We start from the raw sequence: 18,256 nt of genomic DNA on the forward strand, positions 1-18,256 counted from the left end.
CGTTACTTCAGCAGCTCGGAGCTGGAGATGGCGCCGGTGCCCAGGCCCCACTTGTCCAGGGTGGCCTTGTACGCCGGACCGGCCATCAGCGACTGCATCGCCGCGTGCAGCGCGGGGGCCAGCGGCGAGTTCTTGGCCACGCCGAGGGCCACGATGCTGTTGCCGACCTTCTTCTTGTACTGCTGGGGCAGCAGGTCGAAGGCCTGCGGCTGCTGCTTGGCGGCCCAGCCCAGCTGCGAGGTGTCGGAGAAGACACCCTCGATCCGCTTGGAGGCCAGCTGCGTCAGCGCGGCCTGCACGTTCGGCAGGACCACCGCGTCGACCGCCGGCTTGCCCGCGGCCTGACAGTCGTCGGAGATCTGCGGCAGGTACTTCTCGGCCTGGGTCGAGCCGCTGAGCACCGCGATCTGGTGCCCGCACAGCGTGGACTGGTCGGCCAGGCTCAGCTGGGCCGGGTTGCCCTTGGCCGCGATCAGCGAGGACCCGGCCGACCAGTAGGTGACCATGTCCAGCACCTTGAGCCGCTCCGGGGTCGGGCTCATGTTCGTCGCGGTGAAGTCGTACCGGCCGGCGGCGATCCCGGGGATCACCGAGTCGAAGGACACGTTCTTGACCTCGACCTTGAGTCCCAGCGTGGCCGCGAGCAGGTTCGCGATGTCCACGTTGTACCCGATCGGGGTCTTGTTGTCGGTGTCCAGGAACGAGGTCGGCGGGTAGTGCAGGTCCGCGGCCATCGTCAGCGTGCCGCGCTCCTTGACCGACGCCGGCAACAGCTTGACCGCCGCCGGGTCCACCTGAACCGCCGGCACCGACCCGGTCGGAGCCGCACCCGCACCGCCGCTCGTCCCGCCGGCGGCGCCCCCGCACGCGCTGATCGTCATCGTCAGCGCAGCCCCGGAGGCGACTGCAGCAAGCTTCGTTCCGAACCTCATGATCGTTCCCTTCAAGCGATGGACTTGTCGGGGTATATGGAAGCATGTAGATCGCTGATTGTCGACAATCGGCTAACGACTTTTCATCTTTCGTGCGAGAAGGAGGAGCCGAAGCATGGGCCGGGTCCCGGCACAGCACGACGCCCGGACCAAGCACCTGAAGGACCGGTCGGTCGGTCCGTCGGGGTGGCCGGGCGTCGGGGCTGGGCCCGTCGCGCGGATGGCTTGTCCGGTCCGGGTCAGCCGGGGCGAAGGGCGCTCCCGGTCGCCCTGGCCGGCGGCGCGGCGAGGTTGCCCGCCGCCATCGTCAGATGCGCCTCGACGGCCTTGACGGCGGCTTCCCGGTCGCCGCTGGCGACCACGTCGACCAGGACCTGGTGGTCGTCGACGACCTCTTCGCCCGATGGCAGCGCGATCTCCAGCCGGTTGATGCAGGTCAGCGTCTGGGCCGAGAGGATCGAGTAGGCGTCGACGAGCCGTGAGTTGTCAGCCGCCGCCACGAGGCTCATGTGGAAGTCGAGGTCGGCGGCCGAGATCTGCCGGTGGTCGCCCCGTTTGACCGCTGTCGCAAGCCTGCTCAGCATCGTTCGCAGCGAGTCCACAGCACGTGCGCGCGCACCGGGCGGGCCCTCCACGATCCGCGCCGCCGCGTGGCTCTCGATCGCACACCGGGCGTCGTAGATCTCCCAGATGTCGGCGGCCGAGAAGGTCACCACCGAGACGCCCTTGTTGCGGGCCGCGACCACCAGCTTCTGCTGGACGAGCTGTTGCAGCGCCTCTCGCACCGGGGCACGGGAGACCCCCAGCTGCTCGGCGATCCTCGCCTCGCCGAGCTGCTCCCCCGGCATGAGGGCGCCCTCGATGATCATCTGCCGAAGCTCGTCGCTGATGCGATCCGACGTCGACTTGCGTTCCAGCGCCTTGAGACTGCTCAGTCCCGACACCATCACGATCCTCCCCTCACGAGGGCCGGAGCCCTCGGGCAGGCGCCAGCCACTCTCGTATCTTCGCACTCCTCGGTAACTTGTCAACAACGGGTTGCCGACGGTCGACAATCTGCAAAGGTCGGGTTACGATTCCCATCGCGTCCTCGGAACGGGCGCCACCCCTGCTCCCCCAGCGATAGGACAGAACATGCCGAACCAGCTCACCCGCCCGAAGTACGTCTCGTTCGACTGCCTGGGCACGCTCATCTACTTCGAGATCACCAGCACGACGCGCCGGCTCATCGGGGACCGCCTGACCGAGCCCCAGATCCAGACCTTCATCCGCCAGTTCAGGAACTACCGCTACGACCAGGTGTGCGGCGAGTTCTACGCCTACGACCAGGTGCTGCACGACGCCTACGCCCGGACGTGCAAGAAGTGGGGCCTCGAGGTCCAGGAGGACGCGGGCAAGCAGTTCGCGGCCGCGGTGCTCTCGTGGGAGCCGCACGACGACGTGCCCGCCCCGCTGAAGAAGCTCGGCGACAACTTCCCCCTCGTGATCCTCTCCAACGCCGACACCAGCTACCTCGACGCGCTCGTGCCCAAGCTCGGAGCGGACTTCCACGCCGTGTACACCGCGGAGCAGGCCGGCTTCTACAAGCCCCGCTACCAGGCCTTCGAGTACATGCTCGACCAGCTCGGCGCCAGCCCCGAGGAGCTCCTGCACGTCTCCTCGCACACGCGCTACGACCTGATGCCGGCGGACGACCTGGGCTTCACGAACAAGGTCTACCTCGACCGGGGCTACGACCCGGAGAGCCCGGCCTACAACTACACGACCGTCACGTCCCTCGACGAGCTCAACGACCTCCTCGGTCTCTGACCGACTGCCACTCCCAGGAGCAACAGGTGAAGCTCACCCCGTACTGGCTGGACACCGCGACCCCTTCAGGGGACTATCGCCGGACTCCGGTTCCCGAACGCGTCGACATCGCCATCGTGGGCGCCGGCTTCACCGGTCTGTCCGCGGCCCTCGAAGCGGTCCAGCACGGTGCCAGCGCCGTCGTGCTCGACCAGCACACGGTGGGTTGGGGCGCCTCCGGCCGCAACGGCGGCATGGCCACGACCGGGCTCGCCATCGGCTTCGGCAAGGCCATCAAGCGCTATGGGCGCGACCAGGCCGTCGAGATGTTCGGCGAGTACAACCGGGCCATCGACACCATCGAGCAGCTGGTCAAGGAGCACTCCATCGACTGCGACTTCCAGCGGTCCGGCAAGCTCACCCTGGCCATGAACGCCAAGCAGGTCGGCCACATGCGCGAGACGCAGGAAAAGCTCGCTGACCTGGCCGGCTACTCGGTGGACGTCGTCGACAAGCACGAGATCCACACCGAGATCGGCAGTGACTTCTACGCCGGCGGCATGGTGGACCCGCTCGGGGCCGGTGTTCACGTCGGCAAGCTCGCGCACGGGCTCGCCGGGGCCGGAGTCCGGGCCGGCGTCACGGTGTGCGAGAACGCCCAGGTCACGCAGCTCGAGCGTCGCAACGGCGGACACGCGGTGCACACCACCCGAGGCATCGTCCAGGCCGACAAGGTGCTCGTGGCGACGAGCGGCTACACCGGTTCGCTCACTCCGTGGCTCCAGCGACGGACCATCCCGGTCGGCAGCTTCATCATCGTGACCGAGCCGCTGCCGGCCGAGACGGTCCAGCGGATCCTGCCGCGCCAGCGGCAGGCCTCCGACAACAAGATGCTCACCTACTACTTCCGGATCACACCGGACAACCGTCTCCTCTTCGGAGGGCGGGCCCGGTTCGCTCTCTCGAGCCCGGACTCGGACCTCAAGAGCGCCGCGATCCTCAAGCGCGCCATGACCGAGCTGTTCCCGTACCTGGCCTCGACACGCATCGACTACACCTGGGGCGGTCTCGTGGACCTCACCATGGACCAGATGGTGCACGCCGGCGAGCGCGACGGGGTGCACTACTCGCTCGGGTACAGCGGCCACGGCGTCCAGATGGCCACCTACATGGGCAAGCAGATGGCCCTGTCGATGGTCGGGGAGCACTCCCGCAACTTGTGGGAGCGACTCCCCTACCGGGCTGTGCCCGGCCACGTCGGGCCGCCCTGGTTCCTTCCGATCATCGGCGGATACGCCAAGGTCGTCGACCGATTCAGCTGACGAGGAGTGCAACCGTGTACGCATCAGACCAGCGGGTGGTCAGCCCCGACGCGCAGGTCGGCAGCCGGCCCGTGGCCGACCTGTCGGTGCCGGGAGGCGCCCTCGTCAACGGCAGCTGGCAGCGCCACGACCTGACGCTGCCGGTCACCGACCCCGAGGACGGCCGGGTCATCGGCCACGTCGCGGACTCGACCCCGGCGGACGTCGCGGCGGCGGTGTCCGGCGTCCTCGCGTCGGTGACGGGCGAGGACTGGCCGCTGTGGGCCCGGAGCGAGGCGCTGCACGAGGCGGCGCGGCTGCTTCGCGAGGAGGCGGGCCGGTTCGCCCATCTCATCGCCTCGGAGGGCGTCAAGACGCTCAAGGAGGCCGAGCGCGAGGTCGGCCGCTGCGCCGAGACCCTGCGGTTGTCCGCCGAGGCCGGGGTGTTCCTCAAGGGCGAGACGATCCCCTTCGGTGCGAGCAGGCGCGGCGGTAACCGGCTCGGCTGGTTCACCCGCGAGCCTGTCGGGGTCGTTGCCGCGCTCACCTCGTTCAACGACCCGCTCAACCTCGTGGCCCACAAGCTCGGTCCGGCCCTGATCGGCGGCAACGGGGTGGTCCTCAAGCCGTCGGACCACACCCCCCTCACGGCACTGGCGTTCGTGGAGCTGCTGCTTCGCGCCGGCGTGCCGTCGTCGAGGATCGCCGTGGTGTGCGGCCGTGCCGGAGCCGGGCAGTCGCTGGTGGCCGACCCGCGCATCGCCCTGGTCTCGTTCACCGGCGGACCGGCCACGGCCGCCAAGATCACCGCGGCCGCCGGCCCCCGGAAGATGCTGATGGAGCTCGGCGGCAACAACCCCACGATCGTGTGCGCCGACGCCGTGCGGCCCCACGCTGTCGAGGCCGTCGTGGACGGCGCGTTCGGGGTCGCGGGCCAGAACTGCCTGTCGGTCCAGCGCGTCTACGTCGACACGTCGATCTACGAGGAGTTCCTCGCGGAGGCCGTCGACCGCACCAGCCGGCTGAGGGTCGGCGGCAAGTTCGACGCCACGACGGACGTCGGTCCCCTCGTCACCGAGGGCGAGGCGCAGCGGGTCGAGGAGTGGGTCGGCAAGGCCGTCGCGGACGGAGCGACGGTCCGCGTCGGGGGCTCCCGGCGAGGCGCCTTCTACGAGCCGACCATCCTCACGGACGTCCCGGCAGGCTCGAAGGTCCTCACCGACGAGATCTTCGGACCGGTGGTGACCATCGTCCCCTTCGAGGACCTGACCGGCGCGGTCGCCGCGGCGAACGAGGGTGACTACGCCCTGCAGGCGGGCGTCTTCACCCAGTCCGTGGAGACGGCGTTCAGCGTCGCGTCCCGCCTCGTCGCGGGAGCCGTCGTCGTCAACGGCACGAGCGACCTGCGGATCGACGCGATGCCCTTCGGCGGGTTCAAGGGCTCGGGTATCGGCAGGGAGGGCGTCCAGTTCGCCGTCGAGGCCATGACCGAGCCCAAGAACACCATCATCAACCTGATCTCCTGACGCCGGGCGGGCAGCCCTCCACGAGAAGGGCACACCGACGGCCCCAGCCGACTCGGCTGGGGCCGTCGGTGAGGTCCAGATGCCGTCAGTGCGTCACGGACGGTCACGGCGGCAGCGGTCCAGGCCGGTCCGCAGCCGGCCGGCACTCACCGGCTCTCCATGGCCATGCGCCTCCACCGAGTCCCGAACGCCAGGAACCCCGAACCCGTGGGTTCGAGGCCTTCCTCTGTCCCGAAGAGGAGACGGTCGGGCTGGCAGGATCTGAACTCGCGACCCCCTGACCCCCGGATCCGTCGAGGTCCGTGCCGCACGCACCCGATGACCGCCAACGACAGCGTCTCGAGTGCCGACGTCGTGCACCGCGTGCAGGCCGTTGGGGCCGCGTGGGCCCACGCTCAAGCGACACCGGCGTGGCACTCCCCCACTGAGGCGCCCGGAGGGACCACCTCGCCAGAACGGGCGGGCAAGCCGGTCCGGGGCGTGGCCGGATCTGCCGGTGTCCGTCACAATGACTGCTGAACACTTCGGCCGGGGGATGACATCACGGCTGGGCGTCACCTCGAGGGGCACGAAGCCGTCGAAGCCGAATGAGGGAGGCCGCCGGTGTCGGCGCTGGTGGGGCGTGAGTGGGAGCTGGGCGTGCTGCTCGGCTGCCTGCAAGAGGCGGGCTGCGGTCGTGCCCGGCTGGTCGTGTGTGTGGGTGAGCCCGGTGTCGGGAAGACCCGGTTGGCGGACGAGCTCAGCAGGATGGCGGGCGGCCAGGGTGCTGTGGTGGCGTGGGGCCGGGCGGCCGCGACGGATGGTGTGGCCCCGTACCGGCCGTGGCTCGAGGTGGTTCGGGCCCTCGAGGGCGCGGGCTGCGCGGACTCGGCTGCTGTTGCAGGATTTCTCGAGGTCGCGAGCGAGCCGTCGGTGGAGGAACGGCTGCGCTGGTTCGATGCCGTCACGGGGGTCGTGCTGCAGGCAGCCCGGGCGTCTCTGCTGGTGATCGTGCTTGATGACGCCGACGCCGCTGATACCGGCTCTCAGCTGCTCGCGCGCCACCTGGCTCGGACTGCGCGCGAAGAGCGGCTCCTGCTGGTGTTGACCTGTCGGGACACGACGGGGGCGTTGTCCGAGCTGGCCCGGGAGCCGCACGCGCGGCAGCTCGAGGTGCAGGGTCTCGATCGCGCTGGTGCAGGCCGTCAGGTGGCGGCGATAGCGGGCCGGGACCCCACCGAGACCGAGCTGACGGCGGTGATGGAGGCGACGGGCGGCAACCCGTTCTTCGTGGCCGAGCTCGCCCGACAGCTGGCCGATCACGGCGGCCTTTCGGGAGTTCCACGGTCAGTGCGTGACACGGTCCGCCTTCGGCTTTCCCGGCTGTCGCCCGGCTGCACCGCTGTCCTTGAGGCGGCCGCGGTCGTCGGAGCAGCGTTCCCGGTCTCGCTGGTGGCGGCGGTGACCGGTTGCCAGATGTTGGCCGTGGTCCAGGCTCTTGACGAGGCGGCTGGAGCCGCCCTGGTCAGGCCTGAGCACGAGTCGGGTCAGTGGCGGTTCACCCACAGCTTGGTGAGGGACGCCATCGTCGCCGGGCTGGACACCGCCCGCCGCGCAGGTCTGCACCGGCGAGCCGCAGAGGCGATCGAGGAGCAGCACGAGGGGCACCCGGACGGATCGGTGATGTTTGCGCTGGCACGACACTGGGCCGAGGCCGCGGTGGTAGGAGATTCCGTTCCGGGTCGTGAGTGGAGCGAAGAGGCCGGCCGGGAGGCGATGCGGCGTCACGCGTACGAGGACGCCGCCGGCTGGTTCGCCCGGGCGCTGTCGCTGGTCGGGCCGGCGACAGGTGAGGCGCAGTGTCGGCTCAGGCTGGAGCTGGCGGCCGCGCAGGCGCTGTCCGCGGACATCGGCGGGGCCCTGCAGAACTGCCAGGAGGTCATCGACCTCGCTGGTCGCCTCAGGCTTGCAGACCTCGTCGGTGAGGCCGCCCTCGTTGTCGATCCGACCTTCGACCCTCGGGTCGACCGGCTGGTCCGCAGCATGTGCGAGCAGGCGCTCCACGTCGTCGGCCGGGACCGGGCCGGCCTGCGTGCGCGCCTGCTTGCGGCGTACGCCGTGGTGTGCGACCACCTCTCGGACATCGAGGAAGCAGAACGCGCGGCCGACGAGGCGGTTTCGCTGGTCGGTGAGGACAGTGACGCCGAGGCGGAGGAGGCGGCCCTGGTCGGCCACCACATGGTCCGGTCCGGACCCGACGGCCTCGCGGAACGTGAGCTCGACGCCGCTCGGATGGCGGACCTCGGCACCCGCACCGATCGCTCCAGGGTGCTCCTTGCCGCGGCCGAGTGGCGCTTCGACGCCGCGTGCGAACGCGGAGAGCTCGCCGAGGCGGGGCGTGCGCTGGAGGAGGTGACGCGATGGGCGAGCCGGGTCGGTGGGCCGATCGCCCGGTGGCGGGTGCTGAACTGCACGGCGGTGCTGGCCCAGGCACGCGGCCAGCTGGCCGAGGCCCACCGTTACGGGGACGAGGCTTTGGCGAGCGTGGCGGCAACCGGCCACCCACCGGCGCTTCTGCTCTACGCAGGGTTCCTGGCCAACCTCGGCCACCACATCGGCTACTCGGACCAGACCCTCGACGCGCTCGGCATGGGCGTCGACCCGGCCGACCAGGACTGGCCCCTCGAAGGCATCGTGATGACACTGGGACCAGCGGCGGTGCTGGCTGACCTGGGTCGCATCCCGGAGGCGGCCCGCCTCTACCGCCGCCTCGGCCCTGCCACGCAGTGGCGGGAGTCGCCGCACGGAGCCTTGGTCACGTGGGCGCTCGGAATCGCCACGGCATCCGCGCTCGACGTCGACGACGACGTCGTCACCCTGAGCGCCCGGCTCGCGGCCTTCCGCGGCCACCACATCGTCAACGGCCGCTACGCGATGGCCTACCTGGGTCCAGCCGAGCTGTGGCTCGGGATCGGCGCAACACACCTCGGCCTGCTCGACGACGCGATCGCCGACCTGGAGTCGGCCACCAAGTCCTGTGCCGCGAACGGTGCCGAAGGATTTCACGCCGAGGCGCAGTACGAGCTGGCAAGGGCACTGACGCGGCGCTCAGCGCCCGGGGACCTGACGCGGGCCCGGTCGCTGGCCATCGACGCGCGACGGCGCTGCACTCGGCTGGGAATGCCGCCGATCCTCGCCAAGTCGGCCGCGCTGCTCGAGCGGCTGGACAAGCAGAGCTCTCTGCCACTGACCCGACGGGAGCAGCAGGTGGCGGAACTCCTCGCCGAGGGCCGCACCAACCGCGAGATCTCGGCCCGGCTCTACATCTCCGAGCGCACTGCGCAGAACCACGTGCAGCACATCATGGACAAGCTGGGCCTGCACCACCGCAGCCAAGTGGCTCTCTGGGTGCAGAGCACCCGAATGAGTACTGCCACTGAGTAGTTCGGTCGACGCCTGCTCCCCGCTGCGCTCCTAACGTCGACGACATGACCGAAACCAAGACCATTGCCGTCATCGGTGCCACCGGCGCCACCGCAGGTGGGCTCGCCCGGGCGATCCTCGCCGACCCAGACGGCGGCTTCACCTGCCGCGCGATCACCCGCACACCCGACTCGCCGGCCGCTCGGGCACTCGCCGACCTCGGCGCGACCGTGGTCCAGGCCGACATGGACGACACCGACAGCCTGGTCGCCGCGTTCGACGGCGCCTACGGCGCCTTCTGCATGACGACGTTCTGGGAGCACTTCTCCCCGCAGCGTGAAACCACGCAAGCCGGCAACCAGGCCCGCGCCGCCGCCGAGGCGGGCGTCCGGCACGCCATCTGGTCCACGATGGAGGACACTCGCCGGTGGTACCCGCTCGACGACGCCAGGATGCCGACCGTGATGGGCACGTACAAGGTGCCGCCGTTCGACGCCAAAGCCGACGGCGACTCGGCCTTCAAGACCGCCGGCGTTCCGACGACGTATGTGCTCACTCCGACGCACTGGGACGGGTTCGTCTTCGGCAAGGGTGTTCCGCAGCCCGGACCGGACGGCGTCCTCACCCTGGTCCTCCCGCTCGGCGGGGCCAAGCTACCGGGCATGGCCGCCGAGGACATCGGCCGCTGCGCCTACCGGATCTTCCAGCAACCAGGGGACTACCTCGGCACCAGGGTCCCGCTCGCTGCGCAGCAGGTCACGGGAGAGCAGTTGGCCGACGGTCTCTCGCGGGTCTTCGCCCAGCGGGTCAGGTACCAGCCGATGCCGCTGGAGGCCTTCCGCGCGCTGCCGTTTCCGGGCATCGAGATCGCAGCCAACATGTTCCAGTTCATCGCCGAGGTACCCCAGCAGACAGACCAACGCCCCATCGAAGTGGCGCGCTCGCTCAACCCGTCACTGTCCGACTTCGACGCCTGGGTCGAGCAGGCCCGGACGAAGCTGGCACCGACGGTTCAAGCCTGATCGGCCTGGCGCCTCGCCACGACGGCCATGCGGTTCCGCGAGGTGTCCCGGCTACAGGTGCGTGACATCGACCTGAGGCCTGTCACCGGACCACGCGGAGGTGTGGTCACAACGGCGACTGCCTCTCTATGTCCTGCAGCGCGAAGCCGGGCGACGGGACCCCAGGCGCGGCACGTGCGGCTCACGAGAGCAGGACGTGGCGTGAAACGGGGCCTGACCTGCGTGAACAGGTCAGGCCCCGATCGGTCGGGCTGACAGGATTTGAACCTGCGACCCCTTGACCCCCAGTCAAGTGCGCTACCAAGCTGCGCCACAGCCCGTGGCCCGGTGGGGCGAACGAAACCCTAGCGCATCGTCCTGCCCTCGACCGAATCGGGGGGTGGGTCCAGCGCTCCCCCGCCGGGTGCCTGCCGGGGGTCAGCGCCGGCGCTTCTCCCGGACCCGCACCGAGACCTCGATCGGCGTTCCCTCGAAGCCGAACTGCTCGCGCAGCCGACGCTCGATGAAGCGGCGGTAGCCGGCCTCGATGAAGCCCGAGGCGAAGACGACGAAGCGCGGTGGACGCGTCGATGCCTGCGTCGCGAAGAGGATGCGCGGCTGCTTGCCGCCGCGGACCGGGTGCGGGTGCGCGGCGACGATCTCGCCCAGGAACGCGTTGAGGCGGGCCGTCGGGATCCGGGTGTCCCACGACTCGAGCGCCGTCTCGAGGGCCGGCACGAGCCGGTCGGTGTGGCGCCCCGTGCGAGCGGAGATGTTGACCCGTGGCGCCCACGGCACCTGGACGAGCTCCTTCTCGATCTCGCGCTCGAGGTAGTAGCGGCGCTCCTCGTCGAGGGTGTCCCACTTGTTGTAGGCGATGACGAGGGCACGACCCGCGTCGATGACCTGCTGGACCACGCGGATGTCCTGCTCGGCGATCTGCTGCTCGGCGTCGATGAGGACGACGGCCACCTCGGCCTTCTCCAGCGCCGTCTGGGTGCGCAGCGAGGCGTAGAAGTCCGCACCACGGGTCTGGTGCACACGACGGCGGATGCCCGCGGTGTCGACGAACCGCCACGTCGTGCCGCCGAGCTCGATGAGCTCGTCGACCGGGTCACGGGTCGTGCCCGCGACGTTGTCGACGACGACGCGGTCCGAGCCGGCGAGCTTGTTGAGCAGGCTCGACTTGCCGACGTTGGGCCGGCCGACGAGGGCGACGCGGCGCGGGCCACCCTGGGCGTAGGCGCCGTGCGCCGAGACCTCGGGCAGCACCTCCAGGACGGCGTCGAGCGCGTCACCGCTGCCGCGTCCGTGCACGGCGGACACCGGCCAGGGCTGCCCGAGCCCGAGGTTCCACAGGGCCGCGGCGTCCGCCTCGCCACGCTCGTCGTCGACCTTGTTGGCGACGAGGACGACGGGCTTGCCGGAGCGCCGCAGCAGGCGCACGACCTTCTCGTCGTCGTCGGTGGCCCCGACCGTGGCGTCCACCACGAAGACGACGACGTCGGCCAGGTCGATGGCGATCTCGGCCTGCTCGGCCACGCGCAGGTGGATGCCGGACGCGTCTGCCTCCCAGCCGCCGGTGTCGACGATGGTGAACCGCCGACCGCCCCACTCGGCCTCGTAGGAGACTCGGTCACGGGTGACGCCCGGGACGTCCTCGACGACGGCCTCGCGTCGGCGCAGGATGCGGTTGACGAGGCTCGACTTGCCGACGTTCGGCCGTCCGACGACGGCCACGACCGGCAGCGGGCCGCGGCCGGTCTCGTCACCGACGAGTGGACCCTCGGCCGACAGCAGCGCCTCGTCCTCGGGGCTCAGCTCGAACTCGGAGAGGCCGGCTCGCAGGGCGCGCTCGACGCCGGCCTCGTCGGCGGTGGTGGTCGAGATCGGAGCGCCCTCGTCGGTGGGGCGGGCGGTCTCGTCAGTCACGGTGTCCTCGAATCAGTGAACGTCTCTGGAGGCACCATTCTCCACCCGCGCACGACGCACGTGTGACGCGAGGCGGTCGCGCAGCTGCTCGCTGGCCAGCCGGAGGCGCTCCCGGCCCGGTGCGGAGGCGTCCACGTCGAGGTGGAACGGCTCGCCGAAGTCGACGAGAAGGCGCGAGCGCGGGGCCGGCCAGGCGTCCTTGGAGCCGCCCAGGACGCGGGTGCCCATGACCGCCACCGGCACGATCGTGGCGCCGGTGCGCAGGGCGATCCACGCCGCGCCCTGGTTGACCTGCTGGACCTCGCCGTCGGTCCGGTTGCCCTCGGGGAAGATGCCGACCGCTCCCCCCTCCTCGAGCACCGCGGTCGCGGCGGCCAGAGCGGCCCGGTCGCCGACGGTGCGGTCGATGGGGATCTGCCCGACGTTGCGGATGGTCCAGCCGAAGAAGCCCGCGAACGCCTCCTGCTTGACGAGGAAGCTGACCGGGCGCGGCGCCATCGAGAAGACGAGCGGGCCATCGAGGAAGGCCGCGTGGTTGGCCACGAAGATGACCGGGCCGGAGCGGGGTACCCGTTCGCGGTGCCGGGCGGTGCCCCGGTAGAGCGTGGTGAAGATGAACCGCCCAATGGGACGCCCGACGCGGGCCCGGCTCGGGTGCGGCGCCGTGGCCGTGCTCATGCCCGTGCTGCCTCGACGACGGCGAGCACGGCTGCCACGGAGCCCTCGAAGTCCAGGTGCGAGGTGTCGACGGTCGTGACGCCGTCTGCGGCCACGGTGAACTCGGACACGGCCGAGTCGGCCCGGTCACGGTCGATGACCTGCGACCGCGTCGCCGCGACGGCGTGCTCCCCGGCGTGGCCGTGCAGCTCCTTGCTCCGGCGGGCCAGGCGGGCCTCCTCCGAAGCCGTGAGGAGGATCCGCACCGGCGCATCGGGAGCCACGACGGTGGTGATGTCGCGACCCTCGGCGACGACGCCGCCGGAGGCGCGCGCCGCGTCGGAGATGAGCCGGCGTTGCAGGTCGCACAGGATCTCGCGGACGGGGATCACGGCGGCGACGGCCGAGACGTTCGTGGAGATGCGGCCCTCCCGGATGGCCGCGGACACGTCCGTGCCGTCGACGGTGACGGTCGGCGCGTCGGGGTCGGTGCCGATCGTCAGGGGGAAGTCGGCCGCGGCCTTCTCCACCGCCTCGACGTCGGCAAGGTCCACGCCGCGGTGCAGGCACCACCACGTCAGGGCGCGGTACATGGCGCCGGTGTCGAGGAAGGCGAAGCCGAGCGCGCGGGCGACCTGCTTGGAGACGCTCGACTTGCCGGAGCCCGAGGGCCCGTCGATGGCGATGACGAATCCGGGGACGGGCTGCTCGTGCTGATCGGCGGTCTGCGACATGCGCCAGAGGATAGTGCCTGTCCCGCGGGCCCTCGTGGGCGCGGGCTCAGTCGTGGACGCGCCAGCCGAGCCGGGTCAGCTCGGCCCGCAGCGGCTCGACGGACGCCGGGACGACCGACACCTCGGCCACACCGACGGCCTGCCCGAGCCCGTGCTCGAGGTGCAGGTCCTCGAGGTTGATGCCGGCCGCGCCGATGTCGGTGAGCAGGCGCGCGAGGGCGCCCGGCTCGTCCGGAACCACGACGGACACGACCTCGTAGGCAGCCGGTGCGGACCCGTGCTTACCGGGGATGCGCGCGTGCCCCAGGTTGCCGGACTCGAGGACGCGGCTCAGCGTCGCGAGCGAGCCGGCGCCGTCGTCGTCGACGAGGCTGTCCAGGGCCGTGAGGACGTCGTCGACCTGCCCGCGAACCTGCTGCAGGACCTCCCGCACCGCGGCGGCGTTGCCGGCCAGGATCTGTGTCCAGAGCCGCGGGTCGCTCGCCGCGATGCGCGTGACGTCGCGCAGGCCCTGGCCGGCGAGGCCGACGGCGGGCTCGGGCAGCTCGCGCAGGCAGGCGGCGACGATGCTCGCAGCGAGCTGTGGCACGTGCGAGACGGCGGCCACGGCGGCGTCGTGCTCCCGGGCGGGCATGACGCGCACGGCGGCCCCGACGTCGACGGCGAGCGTCCGGACGGCTCGGACGGCGGCCTCGCTCGACCCCGGGTGCGGCACGACGACCCACGCCCGACCGTCGAAGAGGTCCGCGCGCGCGGCCGCCGCGCCCGACCGTTCGCGCCCGGCCATCGGGTGCGAGCCGACGTAGCGGGAGGCGTCGGCCCCGGAGGCGAGGACGCGCTCGAGCACCGTCTCCTTGACCGAGGCGACATCGGTGACGACGGCGCGCGGCCAGCGTCGCAGCGCCGCCGCGACGGTGTCCGCCGCGACGTCCGGGGGCGCCGCGACGACGACGACATCGGGGTCGCCGCCGGCCCGCTCCCCCGCGGCGTCGAGCGGCTCACCGGCACGCAGGTCCCGGGCCAGGTGGACCGCCGTCGGCGAGGGGTCCTCGAGTGTGACCCGGTAGCCGCGGCTGGTCAGGGCGATGCCGAGGCTCGTGCCGATGAGGCCCGTCCCGACGACGTGGACGCTGGTCACAGACCGGCGGCCTGGTAGAGCGCGCCCACCTCGGCCTTGTTGAGCCGGCGCAGCCGGCCGGACTTGAGGTCGGCGAGGCGGATCGGGCCCACCTCGGTGCGGACGAGCTCGAGGACCGGGTGTCCCACGGCCTCGAGCATCCGGCGCACGACGTGCTTGCGACCCTCGTGCAGGACGACCTCGACGAGCGCCTTGCCCGGCTGGCTGTCGACGACGCGGAAGGAGTCGACCTTGACGGGGCCGTCCTCGAGGTCGACGCCCTCGCGCAGCCGCTTGCCGACGTCGCGGCCGACCGGCCCGCGGACCGTGGCCAGGTAGGTCTTGAGGACCCCGTAGGCCGGGTGCTGGAGCCGGTGGGCCAGGTCACCGTCGTTGGTCAGCAGGAGCAGCCCCTCGGTGTCGGCGTCGAGGCGTCCGACGTGGAAGAGCCGCTCCTCGCGGTTGCCGACGTAGTCGGCGAGCGAGACGCGACCGAGCTCGTCGCTCATCGTCGTGACGACGCCCTTGGGCTTGTTGAACGCCAGGTAGACGCGGTCCTCGTCGAGGTTGACGCGGACGCCGTCGACGTGCACGACCGCGGTTCGCGGGTCGACGCGCACCCCCAGCTCGGTCACCACCTGCCCGTCGACCTCGACGCGGCCCTCGGCGATGAGGTTCTCGCAGACACGGCGCGAACCGACGCCGGCGGCGGCCATGAGCTTCTGCAGCCGGGTGCCCGCCGGGTCGTGGACGTCGACCTGCGGCTGCTCGCGCCGCTCGGGCAGGCGCGTCGGCTGGCTGGGTTTCGTCGAACCCGCGAACCGCGGGGCGGAGCGCTGGCCGCGCCCGCCCGAGCCGCTCGAGCCGCCTGAACCACCGCGGCCGGCGGTCTTGCCCCCGCGGGCCGGCTGCCCGCTGCCACCCCGGGCCGGCTGGCCGCCGCGACCGCGCCCGGCGCCTCCCGGAGCACCGGACCCGCCGGCACCACGGGGCCCGCCGCCGGCGCGTCCCGAGCCGGAGCCCTTCTTCCGCGGCTGGCGCGGGGACCGTGAGTACTCGCTCATGCGTGTCCTTCCTCGATGAGCTCGTCGATGACGTCGGCGTCCGGCAGGTACGGCGCGAGCGGCGGCAGGTCGTCGAGCGACCCGAGTCCCATCCGCTGGAGGAAGTAGGGCGTCGTGCGGTACAGGACCGCACCGCTGTCGCCCGTGCCCTCGACCTCCTCGATGAGGCCGCGCGAGACGAGCGTGCGCACGACACCGTCGACGTTGACGCCGCGGACGGCGCTGACCCTGGCGCGGGATACCGGCTGTCGGTAGGCGATGACGGCGAGGGTCTCGAGGGAGGCCTGGGTCAGCTTGGCCTGCTGCCCGTCGAGGACGAACTTCTCGACGACAGGGGCATAGTCGGGCCGGCTGTACATGCGCCAGCCGCCGGCGACGCTGCGCAGCGTGAACCCGCGCTGCTGCTCGGCGTACTCGGCCTCCAGGGCAGCCAGGTGCTCCCGGACGTCCTCGACGGGCAGCTCGAGCGCCGAGGCGAGGGCCAGCTCGGTGACCGGCTCGTCGACGACCATGAGGACGGCCTCGAGCGCCGAGCGCGCGCCGCCCGGGAAGTCGTTGATGTCGAAGGCGATCTGCTCGTCGGGCTCGACCACCGGGTCCGGCACCGGTTCGTCCGAGTGCCCGGGGGACGTGTCGACCGCCTCGAAGCCTGGCTCGTCGTCGGCGTCCGCCGGGGCGACCACGACGTCCTCGTCACTCATCGTCTGCTCCTGCGTCGATCTGGGATGTGGTGCTCGGGGCGTCCGCTGCCGGCGGGACGTCGGTCTCGGCGGCGGCGTCGGCCTCGTCGACGGCGTCGGTCGCGTCCACGGCGTCGGACTCGTCAGACTGGTCGGACTGGTCGGACTCGTCGAACTCGTCGGTGATCTGCACGTCGCCCTCGTCGGCGCCGGTCCACCGGATGTCGAGCTCACCGAGGGCCTCGGCCTGCTCGAAGGCGATGGCCGCCTCCTTGAACAGCTCGAGGAGGGCGAGGAAGCGGGCGACGATGACGAGCGTGCTGTCGGCGTCGGCGACGAGGCTGCGGAAGGACACCTGGCCACGGGACCGCAGGCGCGACACGATGATCGCCGCCTGCTCGCGGACGCTGACCTGGGGCGCGTGCAGGTGGTCCAGGCCCACGGTCGGAGGCACCTTGGGCGTCATGGCCCGCGCGGCGACCATGGCGAACTGCTCGGGCGTCAGGGCGATGACCAGCTCGGGCAGCAGGCTCGCGAAGTGCGGCTCGAGGCCGGCCTGACGGGGGGTGATGCGCCCGGCCGTGGCCATCCGCTCGCGGAACGTCGCGGCGATCTCCTTGTAGGCGCGGTACTGCAGGAGCCGGGCGAAGAGCAGGTCGCGGGCTTCGATGAGGGCGAGGTCCTCGTCGTCCTCCGGGCCCGACTGCGGCAGGAGCCGGGCCGCCTTGAGGTCGAGGAGGGTCGCCGCGACGAGGAGGAACTCGCTGGCCTGGCCGAGGTCCCAGTCGTCGTCGACGGCCTGGGCCGCCCGGATGTGGGCGATGAACTCGTCGGTGACCTGGGCCAGTGCCACCTCGGTGATGTCGAGCTTGTGCTTGCTGATGAGGCCGAGGAGCAGCTCGAAGGGCCCGGAGAAGACGTCGAGGTGCACCTGGAACGGCGCGGTCGCGGATCGCCGGGTCAGCACGCCGCCCGGCGTGATCCCCGAGGTGGCCTCCGAGGCGACCCCCGACGGCTCGAGGTCGACGTCCAGCGCCGGGGCCGCTGCCTTCGGCACGGCGCTCGGTGCGTCGACCGCCCCGCGGTCGACGATGTCCTGCTCGGTCATGGCGTCAGGGGGGATCAGGCAGCACCGCCGCGCGAGATGAGCTCGCGCGCGAGCTGCCGGTAGGCGTTCGCCCCGGAGTGCTCGGAGGAGTACGTCGTGATGGGTTCGGCGGCGAGCGTGGCGTCCGGGAACTTCACCGTCCGGCTGATGACGGTGTGGAAGACCTGGTCGCCGAAGTGGTCGACGACCGACCGGACGACCTCGCGGCTGTGCAGGGTGCGGGCGTCGTACATCGTGGCGAGGATGCCGTCGACCTGCAGGCGCGGGTTGAGCCGGTCGGTGATCTTCTCGATCGTGTCGATGAGCAGCGCCACGCCCCGCATCGCGAAGAACTCGCACTCGAGCGGGATGACGACGCCGTGCGCAGCCGTCAGGGCGTTGACGGTCAGCAGGCCGAGCGAGGGCTGGCAGTCGATGAGGATGACGTCGTACTCGTCGACGACCGGGCGCAGGACGCGGGCGAGGATCTGCTCCCGAGCCACCTCGCCGACGAGCTGGACCTCGGCGGCCGACAGGTCGATGTTGGCCGGCACGACGTCGAGGCCCGGCGTCCGCGTCGTCCGGATGACCTCGTGGATCTCGTGACCGCGCTCGACGAGCAGGTTGTAGATCGTCGTGTCGAGCTCGAGGGCGTTGACGCCGAGACCGACCGAGAGGGCGCCCTGCGGGTCGAAGTCGATGACGAGGACCCGGCGGCCGAGCTCGGCCAGGGCCGCCCCGAGGTTGATGGTCGTCGTCGTCTTGCCGACGCCGCCCTTCTGGTTGCACATGGCGATGATCCGCGCCGGGCCGTGGCTCGACAGCGGCGCGGGCGTCGGGAAGTCGGGCAGCGGACGACCGGTGGGGCCGAGTCCGGCGCGGGCGTCGGCCTGGAGCGCGGCGGCGGACACGATGCGCTCGGGCGCGGGGCCGGGGTGCCGGCCGGCGTCGCCGGGTCGCGTGTCGAGGTGCTCGGACGGCACGGACTGCATGGTCTCGTGTGACTCCTCGTTCACCTGGTGTTCCACTCGGTCG

At 71.4% G+C, this 18,256-nt stretch carries 15 protein-coding genes and 1 tRNA gene; 5 read left to right on the forward strand and 11 right to left on the reverse strand.

The features are described from left to right. Nucleotides 1–2 precede the first annotated feature (2 nt). Both ACPYOM_RS09550 and ACPYOM_RS09555 read right to left on the reverse strand, forming a co-directional pair. Nucleotides 3–932, reverse strand: a complete 930-nt coding sequence (locus tag ACPYOM_RS09550) for an ABC transporter substrate-binding protein (protein WP_481341522.1) — start codon at nucleotides 930–932, stop codon at nucleotides 3–5. 239 nt (nucleotides 933–1,171) lie between these two features. After that, the gene (locus tag ACPYOM_RS09555) at nucleotides 1,172–1,987 is read right to left on the reverse strand and encodes a GntR family transcriptional regulator (RefSeq protein WP_481341521.1); all 816 of its coding nucleotides are present in this window, start codon (nucleotides 1,985–1,987) and stop codon (nucleotides 1,172–1,174) included. A 79-nt stretch (nucleotides 1,988–2,066) separates the two neighbouring features. Here ACPYOM_RS09555 and ACPYOM_RS09560 point away from each other — a divergent pair, with 79 nt between their 5' ends. The 5 genes from ACPYOM_RS09560 to ACPYOM_RS09580 all read left to right on the forward strand — a co-directional run bounded on the left by ACPYOM_RS09560 (nucleotide 2,067) and on the right by ACPYOM_RS09580 (nucleotide 9,971). After that, on the forward strand, nucleotides 2,067–2,741 hold the full coding sequence (locus tag ACPYOM_RS09560) for a haloacid dehalogenase type II (protein WP_481341520.1): 675 nt from the start codon (nucleotides 2,067–2,069) through the stop codon (nucleotides 2,739–2,741). A 26-nt stretch (nucleotides 2,742–2,767) separates the two neighbouring features. Continuing rightward, nucleotides 2,768–4,042 carry an NAD(P)/FAD-dependent oxidoreductase gene (locus tag ACPYOM_RS09565; RefSeq protein WP_481341519.1) on the forward strand — a complete coding sequence of 425 codons (1,275 nt, stop codon included), beginning with the start codon at nucleotides 2,768–2,770 and terminating at the stop codon, nucleotides 4,040–4,042. Nucleotides 4,043–4,056: 14 nt separating this feature from the next. Continuing rightward, nucleotides 4,057–5,547, forward strand: coding sequence for an aldehyde dehydrogenase family protein (locus tag ACPYOM_RS09570; protein ID WP_481345757.1), 1,491 nt, complete (start codon nucleotides 4,057–4,059; stop codon nucleotides 5,545–5,547). A 603-nt stretch (nucleotides 5,548–6,150) separates the two neighbouring features. Continuing rightward, nucleotides 6,151–8,970 carry a helix-turn-helix transcriptional regulator gene (locus ACPYOM_RS09575; protein WP_481345758.1) on the forward strand — a complete coding sequence of 940 codons (2,820 nt, stop codon included), beginning with the start codon at nucleotides 6,151–6,153 and terminating at the stop codon, nucleotides 8,968–8,970. Between the two features lie 44 nt (nucleotides 8,971–9,014). After that, a complete protein-coding gene (locus ACPYOM_RS09580; RefSeq protein WP_481345759.1) occupies nucleotides 9,015–9,971 on the forward strand; it encodes an NmrA/HSCARG family protein in 957 nt (318 codons plus the stop codon). Nucleotides 9,972–10,217: 246 nt separating this feature from the next. Here the strand turns inward: ACPYOM_RS09580 and ACPYOM_RS09585 are convergent. The 9 genes from ACPYOM_RS09585 to ACPYOM_RS09625 all read right to left on the reverse strand — a co-directional run bounded on the left by ACPYOM_RS09585 (nucleotide 10,218) and on the right by ACPYOM_RS09625 (nucleotide 18,237). Then, nucleotides 10,218–10,291, reverse strand: a tRNA-Pro gene (locus ACPYOM_RS09585). Nucleotides 10,292–10,388: 97 nt separating this feature from the next. After that, complete coding sequence (der, locus tag ACPYOM_RS09590) at nucleotides 10,389–11,882, reverse strand: ribosome biogenesis GTPase Der (protein ID WP_481345760.1); 1,494 nt, start codon at nucleotides 11,880–11,882, stop codon at nucleotides 10,389–10,391. A gap of 12 nt (nucleotides 11,883–11,894) precedes the next feature. Next, nucleotides 11,895–12,560 carry a lysophospholipid acyltransferase family protein gene (locus ACPYOM_RS09595; RefSeq protein ID WP_481345761.1) on the reverse strand — a complete coding sequence of 222 codons (666 nt, stop codon included), beginning with the start codon at nucleotides 12,558–12,560 and terminating at the stop codon, nucleotides 11,895–11,897. Then, nucleotides 12,557–13,273 carry a (d)CMP kinase gene (gene cmk, locus ACPYOM_RS09600; RefSeq protein WP_481341511.1) on the reverse strand — a complete coding sequence of 239 codons (717 nt, stop codon included), beginning with the start codon at nucleotides 13,271–13,273 and terminating at the stop codon, nucleotides 12,557–12,559. Before cmk ends, ACPYOM_RS09595 begins: the two co-directional genes overlap by 4 nt. Nucleotides 13,274–13,319: 46 nt before the next feature. After that, on the reverse strand, nucleotides 13,320–14,411 hold the full coding sequence (locus ACPYOM_RS09605) for a prephenate dehydrogenase (protein WP_481345762.1): 1,092 nt from the start codon (nucleotides 14,409–14,411) through the stop codon (nucleotides 13,320–13,322). Beyond that, nucleotides 14,408–15,454 (reverse strand): pseudouridine synthase, encoded by a 1,047-nt coding sequence (locus tag ACPYOM_RS09610; protein ID WP_481345763.1) that lies wholly within the window; start codon nucleotides 15,452–15,454, stop codon nucleotides 14,408–14,410. The genes ACPYOM_RS09605 and ACPYOM_RS09610 overlap by 4 nt, the downstream gene beginning before the upstream one ends. Then, on the reverse strand, nucleotides 15,451–16,155 hold the full coding sequence (gene scpB / locus ACPYOM_RS09615) for an SMC-Scp complex subunit ScpB (protein ID WP_481345764.1): 705 nt from the start codon (nucleotides 16,153–16,155) through the stop codon (nucleotides 15,451–15,453). Before scpB ends, ACPYOM_RS09610 begins: the two co-directional genes overlap by 4 nt. Continuing rightward, nucleotides 16,148–17,242: a segregation and condensation protein A gene (locus ACPYOM_RS09620; RefSeq protein WP_481345765.1), complete on the reverse strand. Its 1,095-nt coding sequence runs from the start codon at nucleotides 17,240–17,242 to the stop codon at nucleotides 16,148–16,150. The genes scpB and ACPYOM_RS09620 overlap by 8 nt, the downstream gene beginning before the upstream one ends. A gap of 14 nt (nucleotides 17,243–17,256) precedes the next feature. Then, entirely contained in the window at nucleotides 17,257–18,237 is a 981-nt protein-coding gene (locus ACPYOM_RS09625; protein ID WP_481345766.1) for a ParA family protein, read from the reverse strand. Nucleotides 18,238–18,256: the final 19 nt, after the last annotated feature.

The organism is Monashia sp. HAY1-2A (genome assembly GCF_056755315.1).